This is a genomic window from Nocardia farcinica (genome assembly GCF_029867845.1).
GTDB lineage: Bacteria > Actinomycetota > Actinomycetes > Mycobacteriales > Mycobacteriaceae > Nocardia > Nocardia farcinica_A.
This window is the reverse complement of the sequence record NZ_JARWRU010000710.1, coordinates 1-10,785: the sequence shown is the minus strand read 5'-3', so window position 1 is coordinate 10,785 and position 10,785 is coordinate 1. Positions and strand designations below refer to the sequence as shown.

The 10,785-nt window shown below is 71.1% G+C and carries 11 protein-coding genes; 7 read left to right on the top strand and 4 right to left on the bottom strand.

The genetic code is table 11. The features are described 5' to 3' along the window. The 4 genes from QH283_RS15630 to QH283_RS15615 form a co-directional block, all read left to right on the top strand. Positions 1-733: lysoplasmalogenase (locus QH283_RS15630; RefSeq protein ID WP_280503716.1), on the top strand; the 733-nt coding region annotated here is incomplete at its 5' end. A gap of 9 nt (positions 734-742) precedes the next feature. Further along, positions 743-1,066, top strand: coding sequence for a DUF4190 domain-containing protein (locus QH283_RS15625; protein ID WP_280503715.1), 324 nt, complete (start codon positions 743-745; stop codon positions 1,064-1,066). 355 nt (positions 1,067-1,421) lie between these two features. Continuing rightward, complete coding sequence (locus QH283_RS15620) at positions 1,422-2,096, top strand: TrmH family RNA methyltransferase (RefSeq protein ID WP_280503719.1); 675 nt, start codon at positions 1,422-1,424, stop codon at positions 2,094-2,096. Positions 2,097-2,287: 191 nt separating this feature from the next. Further along, positions 2,288-3,376, top strand: a complete 1,089-nt coding sequence (locus QH283_RS15615) for a glycoside hydrolase family 76 protein (RefSeq protein WP_280503718.1) — start codon at positions 2,288-2,290, stop codon at positions 3,374-3,376. On the opposite strand, the gene QH283_RS15610 is transcribed toward QH283_RS15615, so the two are convergent. Both QH283_RS15610 and QH283_RS15605 read right to left on the bottom strand, forming a co-directional pair. Next, the gene (locus QH283_RS15610; RefSeq protein ID WP_280503714.1) at positions 3,373-4,113 is read right to left on the bottom strand and encodes a DedA family protein; all 741 of its coding nucleotides are present in this window, start codon (positions 4,111-4,113) and stop codon (positions 3,373-3,375) included. The genes QH283_RS15615 and QH283_RS15610 overlap by 4 nt on opposite strands. Positions 4,114-4,117: 4 nt before the next feature. Then, positions 4,118-4,828: a VTT domain-containing protein gene (locus QH283_RS15605; protein ID WP_280503717.1), complete on the bottom strand. Its 711-nt coding sequence runs from the start codon at positions 4,826-4,828 to the stop codon at positions 4,118-4,120. A gap of 202 nt (positions 4,829-5,030) precedes the next feature. On the opposite strand from QH283_RS15605, the gene fbaA reads away from it, so the two are divergent. The 3 genes from fbaA to QH283_RS15590 all read left to right on the top strand — a co-directional run bounded on the left by fbaA (position 5,031) and on the right by QH283_RS15590 (position 8,823). Then, on the top strand, positions 5,031-6,080 hold the full coding sequence (gene fbaA, locus QH283_RS15600) for a class II fructose-bisphosphate aldolase (protein ID WP_280503713.1): 1,050 nt from the start codon (positions 5,031-5,033) through the stop codon (positions 6,078-6,080). A 56-nt stretch (positions 6,081-6,136) separates the two neighbouring features. Then, positions 6,137-7,252 (top strand): BTAD domain-containing putative transcriptional regulator, encoded by a 1,116-nt coding sequence (locus QH283_RS15595; protein ID WP_280503712.1) that lies wholly within the window; start codon positions 6,137-6,139, stop codon positions 7,250-7,252. A 122-nt stretch (positions 7,253-7,374) separates the two neighbouring features. After that, complete coding sequence (locus tag QH283_RS15590; RefSeq protein ID WP_280503711.1) at positions 7,375-8,823, top strand: DUF4185 domain-containing protein; 1,449 nt, start codon at positions 7,375-7,377, stop codon at positions 8,821-8,823. 71 nt (positions 8,824-8,894) lie between these two features. On the opposite strand, the gene QH283_RS15585 is transcribed toward QH283_RS15590, so the two are convergent. Both QH283_RS15585 and QH283_RS15580 read right to left on the bottom strand, forming a co-directional pair. Beyond that, the gene (locus tag QH283_RS15585) at positions 8,895-10,055 is read right to left on the bottom strand and encodes a fused (3R)-hydroxyacyl-ACP dehydratase subunits HadA/HadB (RefSeq protein ID WP_280503710.1); all 1,161 of its coding nucleotides are present in this window, start codon (positions 10,053-10,055) and stop codon (positions 8,895-8,897) included. 45 nt (positions 10,056-10,100) lie between these two features. After that, on the bottom strand, positions 10,101-10,785 hold a 685-nt coding region (locus QH283_RS15580), incomplete at its 5' end, for an Rv0361 family membrane protein (RefSeq protein ID WP_280503709.1).

Genomic DNA, 10,785 nt, shown 5'->3' with positions numbered 1-10,785 from the left:
GGCGGGCGGCCCGGGGCGGCGGGGGGCCGGGGGGGCGGCGGCCGGCGGGCGGGGGGGGGGCCCGGGGCGGGGGGGCGGCCCCCGCCGCCCCCGCCCCCCCCCCCCCCGCGACCGGGTGCAGTGGCTGGCCAAGCCGCTGCTGATGCCGCTGCTGGCCGCCGACGTGGTGACCTCGGGCGCCGACATCGAACCCGCCGAGCGTACGGTCCTGCTGGCCTCGCTCGGCGCGGCGACCGTCGGTGACGTGCTGCTCATCGATCCCGACGACGACCGTCGCCTGGTCGCGGGCGCGTCCGCCTTCGCCGTCATGCAGACCGGCTACGCCCGGCTGTGGTGGCGGCGCGGCGCCAGGCCGGTCAAGGCGCTCGCCGTGCAGCGGGCCGCCGCCTGGCTCGGCGCCGCGCTGCTGATGCGGGCGCGCACGCCCTCGGTGGCTGCCCCGCTCACCGCCTACGGCGCCACCCTCGCGACCGCGGGCGTGCTGGCCTCGGACCCGGAACTGGCCCCCGAGGCACTGAACGTCGCGGGCATCAATGTCCCCGACGGTGATCCGCGCAGCAGGCTGGCGTTGGGCGCGCTGCTGTTCACCGTCTCCGACGGGCTGATCGTGGCCCGCCGCGTCTTCGCCCGCTCCACCAGGGCCCGAAGGCGCACGGAGGCGGTCGTTCTCGCGACCTACACCGCGGCCCAGTACTTCCTCGCCGATCCCCGCGCGCACGCGCGCAGGCACTAGCATCGCTGCATGACCTACCCACCCCAGTACGGCAATCCGTACCTGCCCTACGGGGCGCCGCAGGACCACCCGCAGGCGACGACGGTGCTGATCCTCGGCATCCTGGGGCTGGTGCTGTGCCAGCTGTGTGCCCCGTTCGCCTGGTGGATGGGCGCCCGGGTGCAGAAGGAGATCGAGGCCTCCGGCGGCATGATGGGCGGGCAGGGCTCGGCCAAGGCGGGCTACATCTGCGGCATCATCGGCACCATCCTGCTGGCGCTCTACGTGCTCGGCTTCGCGTTGATGATCGTCTTCATGATCATCGGCGCCTCCACGGCCTCCTCGGGGTACTGAGCACAGCTCTCGGGGTACTGAATACAGCCCTCGGGGTACTGAATACAGCTCTCGGGGTACTGAATACAGCCCTCGGGGTACTGAATACAGCCCTCGGGGTTGTGCGCACAGTCCTCGGGGCGCCGAGCGCGGCCCTCGGTGTCGGACGGGACGCCGTCGGGGCGCAGGACACAGTCCGCGGGTCCTGGGCACCGCGCCCGACGCGGCCGGTTCTAGCATCGGCCGCGTGGAAGAGCACTCGATCGACCCCGCAGCTCCGGTGCGGGACGGCACCGCTGGTGAGGCGCGGGACAGCACCGCCGATCCGGTGTGGGACGGCACCGCCGGTGACGTGCGGGACGGCACCGTCGGTGAGCTGCGGGACAGCACCGCCGATCCGGCGCCGGGGCCGACGGAGTGGGGCGAGCACCCGCACGGCGTCGGCCCGTGGCTCGACGAGTTCGGCACCCCGCCGCCCGACGACCCGCGTTTGGACCCGGAGCTGCTCGCGCACGGCGACCGCCGCAATGTGGTCGACGCCTACCGGTACTGGACCCGCGAGGCGATCGTCGCCGACATCGACCGCCGCAGGCACCCCTTCCACGTGGCGATCGAGAACTTCGCCCACGACGCCAACATCGGCACCGTGGTGCGCACCGCCAACGCTTTCGCCGCGGCCGCGGTGCACATCGTGGGCAGGCGGCGCTGGAATCGCCGGGGCGCCATGGTGACCGACCGCTACCAGCACATCGAGCACCATCCCGACATCGGCGCGCTGTGCGCCTTCGCCGCGCGGACCGGGCTGACCGTGGTGGCGGTCGACAACGTCCCCGGCGCGATCCCGCTGGAGACCGCCGAACTGCCGCGCGAGTGCCTGCTGCTGTTCGGCCAGGAGGGCCCCGGCGTCACCGAGCACGCGAAAGACGCGGCGGCGATGACGGTTTCGATCGCCCAGTTCGGGTCGACCCGCAGCATCAACGCCGGGGTGGCCGCGGGCATCGCCATGCACGCCTGGGTGCGCGCGCACGCCGACCTGTCCACGGCGTGGTGACGGTCTCGGAAGGCACGGACGCGGCACGTCCGCCCCGCACCGGCATCGGTAACGGAAGAAGCAGCCGAACGGTAACAATTCAGCGGCAGGAATCGCCGTAAACCTGGCACCATTGACCTATGACCACGCGCAGCCCGCTGCCAGGGCCGGACACGACCCCGACCCCCGCCCTGTGGTCCGAACGGGCCGACATGGCCGAGTCCGCCGTGATCTCCCGGCACCTTCGCGCCCTGTGGGCTTGTCCTGGAACGGAATTGGCCGTGGTCGGGTGGCCAGCGACCAGGCGGGAGCGGCTGTTCGCCTCCTGGCACTACTGGTGGCAGGCGCATCTGATCGACTGCGCCGTCGACGCGGTGAACCGCACACCGACCCCGGCGCGCCGCGGCAGGGTGGCCGAGCTGGTGCGCTCGCACCGCATGCGCAATCTCACCGGCTGGACCAACAAGTACTACGACGACATGGCCTGGCTGGCCATCGCGCTCGAGCGCGCCGACCGCATCCAGGGCCTGACCTCCACCCGGCGTGCGCTGACCGCGCTGGAGAAGAAGCTCTACGACGCCTGGCGGCCCGAGGTGGGCGGCGGCATCCCGTGGCGGATGCGCTCGGACTACTACAACGCCCCCGCCAACGGTCCGGCCGCGATCGCGCTGTGCAGGCTCGGCAGGCACGCCCGCGCCCAGCAGATGGCGGACTGGATCGACGCGACCCTGCGCGACCGGGAGACCGGCCTGATCCTCGACGGCATCCACCTGCCGTCCGGGGAGATCGAGCGCCCCACCTTCACCTACTGCCAGGGCGTGGTGCTCGGCCTGGAAGCCGAACTGGCCGTGCACACCGACGAGCCGCGCCATCTGGAGCGGGTGCACCGGCTGCTCGGCGCGGTCGAGGAACACATGACCACCGGCGGGGTGATCGCGGGCGGCGGCGGTGGCGACGGCGGGCTGTTCAACGGCATCCTGGCGCGCTACCTGGCGGTGGTGGCGATCGCGCTGCCCGGCGACGGCCCGGTGCAGCGCCAGGATCGGCGCACTGCCGCCGACATCGTGCAGGCCTCCGCCGCGGCGGCCTGGGCGAACCGGCTCGACATCGAGAGCGAGCCGCTGTTCGGCGCCGACTGGACCAAGCGGGCCGTGCTGCCCGGCGGCACCTCGGGCGCCGGCTACTTCACCTCGGGCGGCTCGGTGACCTCCTCGGCGGTGCCCGAGCGTGACCTGTCGGTGCAGCTGAGCGGCTGGATGCTGATGGAGGCCGCCTACCAGGTGAGCGCGGCGGGCTTCTAGCGGTAGGTGCCCGGCTCCCAGCGCGGCAGCACCACCGTCGGCGGGTCGATCTCGCGGCGGCCGTCCAGCGCGTACTCGATGGGCTGGGTGTCGGCCTCGGCCTCGGCGGCGGTGCGGCGCATCTCCTGGCGGTAGCCGCGGATGCCGACGACGGTGCCGACCACCACCGCCAGCACCAGCGCGCCGGTGACCCCGTGCATCAGCCAGGGGATGCGGGCCAGGTGGCTGCCCGCGTAGAAGCCGATCAGCAGCAGCACCGGCGCCCAGATGATCGCGCCGAGGGTGCTGGCGACGGTGTAGCGGCGGTGGTCCATCCGCGCCGCGCCCGCCACCAGCGGGCACAGTGTGCGCACCCAGGGAATCCACCGGGCCACCAGCACCGCCCAGAAGCCGTGCCGCTCCAGCATGGACGCCACGCGTTGCAGGTTCTGGGCGTTGACGTAGCGGCCGTCGCGCCGGGCCACGAATCCGGTGCCGGTGCGCTGGCCGATCACGTAGCCGACCTGGTTGCCCGCCACGGCGGCCACCATGGCCCCGACCGCCAGCGCCCAGATCTGCCGTTCGCCCATCTCGTGGCCCGCCATCACCACGCCCGCGGTGAGCAGCATGGAGTCGCCGGGCAGGAACAGGCCGACGATGACCGCGCACTCGAGGAAGACGAAGCTCAGGACAACGGTCCACACCAGGGCGGGACCGGCGGACTCGAGAAAACTCATCCCGCTCGACGCGGTGGTCATGGGCTCAGCTCTGGCCGTTGGTGGTCTTCACCACCGCGATCTCTTCGGTGACGGCGTCGGCGTTTCCCGCCGCGGCGCCCTCGCCGTCACCCTCGCCCTTGTTGCGCCAGCGCTTGAAGATCTCCAGGAAGATCGGCACCACCGAGACGAACACGATGAGCAGGAAGATCAGGTCGATGTTGTCGCGGATGAACTGGATCTGGCCGAGCAGGTAGCCGAGCATCGTGACGCCCGAGCCCCACAGGATCGCACCGATCGCGTTGTAGGTGACGAAGACGCGGTAGCTCATCGCCGAGGCGCCCGCGACGACCGGGGCGAAGGTGCGCACGAACGGCACGAAGCGGGCAAGGATGATGGTGATCGGCCCGTGCTTTTCGAAGAAGGCGTGCGATTCGTCGATGTACTTCTTCTTGGACAAGCGCGACTCGTTGTCCTTGAACAGCGCGGTCCCGCCGCCCTTGCCGATCATGTATCCGACCTGGTCGCCCGCGAAGGCCGCGACGGGGATCAGGATCAGCAGCACGCCGATCGGCGCGAAGGGCTCGATCTCCTCGGACTTGGCCGCCGCGATCAGGCCCGCGGTGAACAGCAGGGAGTCACCGGGCAGCAACGGGAACAGCAGACCGGATTCGATGAAGACAACGGCCAGCAACCCCACCAGCACCCATGTGCCGAAGGAGTTCAGCAGGTTGACCGGGTCGAGGAAGCCTGGCATGAGGGCGAGATCGGTCGTCAAGGTCTCCGTGCCGGCCAGCGCTATCACGTGGCCAAGGGTACCGGCGTTCGCAGGGCCTGCCTAATTGTGGCGCGCGTCGCACGGTGGGTTCCGGGGTCCCTGTCGGAGGGGCCGCCGTCTCGCCTAGGCTGATCAGCAGGATCAGCACCCGTCCCGCGCCGGCGGGCGGAGAGCGTCGTACATGGAGGTCTGTTCAGTGCCCATCGCAACCCCCGAGGTCTACGCCGAGATGCTGGCTCGCGCCAAGCAGAACTCCTTCGCCTTCCCGGCGATCAACTGCACCTCGTCGGAGACGATAAACGCGGCCATCAAGGGTTTCGCCGACGCCGGTAGCGACGGCATCATCCAGTTCTCGACCGGCGGCGCGGAGTTCGGTTCCGGTCTGGGTGTGAAGGACATGGTCACCGGCGCGGTGGCGCTTGCCGAGTTCGCGCACGTGGTGGCCGCCAAGTACGACGTCACCATCGCCCTGCACACCGACCACTGCCCCAAGGACAAGCTGGACGGCTTCGTCCGGCCGCTGATCGCGATCTCCCAGGAGCGCGTCAACGCAGGCGGCCTGCCGCTGTTCCAGTCGCACATGTGGGACGGCTCGGCCATCCCGATCGACGAGAACCTCGAGATCGCCAAGGAGCTGCTGAAGGCCACTTCGGCGGCCAACATCATCCTCGAGGTCGAGATCGGCGTCGTCGGCGGTGAGGAGGACGGCGTCGAGGCGGAGATCAACGAGAAGCTCTACACCTCGCCGGAGGACTTCGAGAAGACCATCGAGGCGCTGGGCGCGGGCGAGAACGGCAAGTACCTGCTCGCCGCCACCTTCGGCAATGTGCACGGCGTGTACAAGCCGGGCAACGTCAAGCTGCGCCCGGAGGTGCTGGCCGAGGGCCAGCGCGTCGCGGCCGCCAAGCTGGGCCTCGGCGCCGACGCGCAGCCGTTCGACTTCGTCTTCCACGGCGGCTCCGGTTCGCTGAAGTCCGAGATCGAGGACTCGCTGCGTTACGGCGTGGTGAAGATGAACGTCGACACCGATACCCAGTACGCCTTCACCCGCCCGGTCGCGGGCCACATGTTCACCAACTACGACGGTGTGCTGAAGATCGACGGCGAGGTCGGCAACAAGAAGACCTACGACCCGCGCAGCTACCTGAAGAAGGCCGAGGCCTCGATGTCCGAGCGCGTCGTCGAGGCGTGCAACGACCTCAAGTCGGCCGGACGGTCCATCAGCGCCTGATCCGTCCCCAGGTCTGATCACACAATTCGGATAAGACACAGGCGAGGCCCGAGCTCATGAGTCTGGATGTACGTGTGCTCGGGCCCGTCCGGTTGTTCGTCGGCGGCGAGCCGGTGGCGGTCGGCGGGCCCAAGCCGCGGGCGCTGCTGGCCGCCCTCACCGTCAACCGCCGTCGCGCGGTGTCCTCGGCGGCGCTGGCGGACATGGTGTGGAACGAGGACCCGCCGGATTCCTACGCGGCGAGCCTGCAGGTCTTCGTCTCCAACATCCGCAAGGCGTTGCGCACCGCCGGGGTCGACCCGGCGGCCGTGCTGCGCACCGAGTCCTCGGGCTACCGGCTGGAGATCGCCGAGGAGGCCTGTGACATCGGCCGTTTCGAGGCGCTGTGCGACACCGGCGCCAAGGCGGCCGAACTCGGCGACCACACCGGCGCCTCGGTGGCCTACGGGCGCGCGCTGGCCGAGTGGAGCGGGCGCGCGCTGGCGGATCTGGCAGGCCTGCAATTCGCCGAGAGCTTCGCCACCGCCATGGAGGAGGAGCGGCTGCTGGCCGCCTCGGCCCGCATCGACGCCGAGATCGCCTGCGGGCGCGCGTCGTCGGTGATCGGCGAACTGGTCGCCATGACCACCGAGCACCCGTTGCGCGAGCCGCTGTGGGGGCAGCTCATCACCGCGCTGTACCTGTCCGGCCGCCAGGCCGACGCGCTGGACGCCTGCCGCCGGGTCCGCACCGTGCTCGCCGAGGAACTGGGCATCGACCCCGGCCCCGCCCTGGTGGAGCTGGAGCAGCGGGTGCTGCGCCAGGAACCGTTGAGCACCAAGGAGTTCAAGCAGGTCGAGCGGATGGCCGCGGCCATGACCGAGACCGTCACCGAGGGCCCGCGCACGATCCGCAGCGGCGTGCTGCGCCTGCCCGACGGCCGGGAACTGCCGATTCCGCACGCGGGCATGCGCATCGGGCGCATGACCGACAACGACCTGGTGGTCGAGGACCCCAAGGCCAGCCGGTACCACGCGCACATCGTGCCCAGCCGGGCCGGTCTGCTCATCAAGGATTTGCACTCGGCCAACGGCGTCTACATCAACGAGGAGCCGATCGAATCGGCGCTGCTCGCCGACCAGGACATGATCCGCATCGGGTCGACGGTCATCACCTTCCGCGCTGTCGGCTGACCACCGTCATCTCTTCCGCGACGGTCCGGTGGTGTCGCGGTCCGATCGGGGCCCCGGACGGCGTCGTCGCGGTAGGGTCTGTCGCTGACCAGCGGTGACCACCCGGCACACAGGGGGTTGGTATGTCGATCCGCGTGCGGGCCGCGCTCGGCCTCGCGGGCTTGTTCGTCGCACTGCATCACGCCCCGGCGTCGGCCGATCCGCCGCCGGGACCGATCCCCGGCATCGGGCCGTGTCGCACCGATCCGGCGCCGGTGCACGAGGACCTGATCCCCGAGACCCTCGAGGTGCCGATCCCGTATCCGGTCGTCACGGTGCTGCCGCCGCAGCCGCCGGAGCCCGAGCCGGTGCGGGTGGAGATGACTCTGCCCGCCGATCCGTGCGAGAACCCCTGCCCCGATCTCACCGACCTGCCGCAGCCGCCGCCCGGACTCGCCCAGCGGCTCGGCATTCCCGAACTGCTGCTCGACCCGCACCCGTTCTACTTCGCGCTCCCGGGACCCGGCCCCGAGCAGCAGGTTCCGCCGCCGCCCGCGCCGGTCACCCCGCCGGTCGAGCCCGCCGCGCGGGTGGCTGCCCCGCCCGCGCCGCGCGTCACGAACGTCACCGAGATCGCCAAGCTCACCGGCGCGCACTCGGTGAACCGCACCGACAAGCGCTGGCAGGTGTACGGCACCGACCTCGGCATCATGTGGGAGAGCGCGCCGGGCGAGATCGCGGTCGCCTTCGGCGACACCGTCGGGGTCGGCTTCCACCCGCCCGGCGGCATGGGCGGGGACTGGCGCAGCAATGTGCTGGCCTTCAGTTCCGACACCGACCTGTCCGACGGCATGACCTTCGACCGGATGGTCACCGACAGCCGTTGCCACGCCGCCGAGGTGCTCTCCAGCCGCAAGCTCGACAACGTCGAGATCACCACCATCCCGACCTCCGGCTTCGCGCTCGACGGCAGGCAGTACCTGAGCTACATGTCGCTGCGCACCTGGAACAGCCTGCCCGGCACCTTCTACACCAACCACGGCGGCATCGCCTACTCCGACGACGGCGGGCAGACCTGGACCAAGGACCCACATGCCCGCTGGGACAACATCTTCGGGCTGTCCACCTTCCAGGTGAGCGCCATGGTCCCGCACGAGGGCCACGTGTATCTGTTCGGCACGCCGAGCACCCGCCTCGGCGCGGTCGGGCTGGCCAGGGTCGCCCAGGACCAGATCCTCAACACCACCGCCTACCAGTACTGGCGCGACGGGCAGTGGACGCCGGTCGGCGGCGCGGCGGGCGCGACGCCCATCGTGTCGGCGCCGGTGGGGGAGCTGTCGGTGCGTTACGCCGCCGACCGGGGGGTGTGGCAGATGAGCTACCTCGACACCGCCCGCGCCGCCATCGTGGTGCGCGAGTCGGCCACGCCGCAGGGCGCGTGGTCGGAGCCCGCGCCGACGGTCACCGTGTTCGACCACCTCGAGTTGTACGGCGGATTCATCCACCCGTGGTCACGCGGCGACGAGCTGTACTTCACCATCTCGACCTGGAACGACTACAACGTCTACCTCATGCGGGCCGAGCTGGGCTGAGCGCGCGGGCGCACCGGGGCGGGGTGATCCGGTCGCGCGGCGCGCCTGGCAACCGTGCCGGGCAGGCCGGCTCAGGAGAGCCGGACGTCGGCGATCGCGCGGCCGAACAGCTTGCGGCCCTGCGAGGTCGCCCCGAGCATCACCGTGGCGGCGCGGCGGTCCTCGTGCAGTGCCTTGATCTTGCCGCTGAAGTCGATGACGGCCGGGGCGTCGACGCCGACCGGCACATAACCGGAGAAGCGCACGCTGAAGGTCTCGATCGCGGTGGGATCGCCGAGCCAGGAGGTCAGGTAGTCGGCGGTCAGGCCCATGGTGAGCATGCCGTGCGCGACCACGGTCGGCAGGCCGACCAGCTCGGCCGCCTCGTCGCTGAAGTGGATCGGGTTCGGATCGCCCGCCACGCCCGCGTAGTTGACCAGGTCGCCTCGGGTGAGCCGGGCGCTGCCCGCGGGCAGGGCGTCGCCCTTGGCCAGGTCGGCGAAGGCGGGGACGGTGTGCACCGGTCGCAACTCGGCCTTGCGGCCCGTCGGGGTGTGCTCGTCGAGCTCTTGCAGCACACCGGATTCGGTGATGCCGACGGCCTGGCTCTTCGGGCGCGAGTGCATGAAGATGTTCTGCACCATCTTCGCCAGATCGGGGTCGATCTCCGCGCCGCGGCGGGCCACGATCGTGGTGGAGGCGATCTGCACGATCTCGTCGTGCTGGTCGGACATCTCCGCGCGCACGCTGATGAAATCGTTGTCACCGAAGGTGCGGATCGACTCGATGACCACCTGGGTGCGGATGGCGTCGCCGGGCAGGAACGGACGGCGCAGCTCGAAGGTCTGGTCGGTCTGGAGCACCTGGGCCAGGTCGTACTCGAGCAGCACCGAGTCGAGCAGCGCGTTGGTGGCGGCCATGCCGATCACCGAGGAGAAGGTGGGCGGCGCGAGCGGGCCCTGGTAGCCGAGCCGGTCGGCGTCCTCGCCGGAGTGGTGGGCGCCGTGGCGGTTCTGCACCGCGCGGGCGAACTCGCGGATCTTCTCCCTGCCGATGTGATAGGGATCGCGTACCAGGAAGCGGCGCCCGGCCAGCTCGCGAGTGGAGGTCGCCTCCGGGACGCCCGCCGTGTCGCCGGTCTGCGCGGCCGGGTTCGCGGTGTGCGCGGTCGCGGCCGCGACCTGGGATTGCGGAGCCGTCATCGTCTGTTCACTGCCCATGATCCCGGCCATGTTAGTGGCCGGGATGGTCATTTGACCAGGTGAGTGTGACGACCGCGACGGGCCCTCAGGGGGATGTCACTCCGATTCCGCAGGCCGGTCGCAGACCTTCCAGCCCTGCTCCGTCTCCTCCAGATCGAAGGTTCGCTCCGAGCGATTGCCCGGGTCGGCCTCGGTGTAGACCGTGGCCAGCGCCAGCGCCGTCCCGTCGGTGATCTTGATGGCGTCCACGCTCGCGACCACCGGGATGTTGCCCTGCTCCACCGACTGCTGATGCACGTTGCTGAACTGCTCGGCGGGCAGATCCCGGTAGAACTCGTGCAGCGACCCGCAGGTGCCGGACCGCAGTCGCTCCAGGTCGCCCTCGCGCAACGCCGAGGTGTAGTCCCCGATCGCGGCCCGCACATCGTCCTCCGGTGTCGACCCGCCACCGATCAGCGCCACCGCCAGCCCGACCAGCGCCAGCACGAGCACCACGCCCGCCGCGCCCACCGCCAGCAGCCAGCGTCGCGAATGCCCGCCCGCCGTCACCGGTTCGGCAGCCCGCTCCGCCGCGGGTGGCACCCGCTGCGGCTGGGCCAGCTTGCGCGACTCGTCCACCGACTGCGCGGGACGGGTCGCGTTGTGGTCGGCGGGGGAGGGCGCGCTCGCCGTCTGCGTGACCGGTGCGCCGGGGCCGACCCCCAGCGGTCCGGGCCCGCCGGGGGCATTCGCGCCATGGCCCCCGCCCAGTGGTCCGGCGTGGCCCGGGGCATTCGCGGCG

Coding starts and splice junctions, on each gene's coding strand:
- QH283_RS15625 (WP_280503715.1), top strand. CDS start 743: ATGACCTACCCACCCCAGTACGGCAATCCGTACCTGCCCTACGGGGCG.
- QH283_RS15615 (WP_280503718.1), top strand. CDS start 2,288: ATGGCCGAGTCCGCCGTGATCTCCCGGCACCTTCGCGCCCTGTGGGCT.
- QH283_RS15610 (WP_280503714.1), bottom strand. CDS start 4,113: ATGACCACCGCGTCGAGCGGGATGAGTTTTCTCGAGTCCGCCGGTCCC.
- QH283_RS15605 (WP_280503717.1), bottom strand. CDS start 4,828: ATGCCAGGCTTCCTCGACCCGGTCAACCTGCTGAACTCCTTCGGCACA.
- fbaA (WP_280503713.1), top strand. CDS start 5,031: ATGGAGGTCTGTTCAGTGCCCATCGCAACCCCCGAGGTCTACGCCGAG.
- QH283_RS15595 (WP_280503712.1), top strand. CDS start 6,137: ATGAGTCTGGATGTACGTGTGCTCGGGCCCGTCCGGTTGTTCGTCGGC.
- QH283_RS15590 (WP_280503711.1), top strand. CDS start 7,375: ATGTCGATCCGCGTGCGGGCCGCGCTCGGCCTCGCGGGCTTGTTCGTC.
- QH283_RS15585 (WP_280503710.1), bottom strand. CDS start 10,055: ATGACCATCCCGGCCACTAACATGGCCGGGATCATGGGCAGTGAACAG.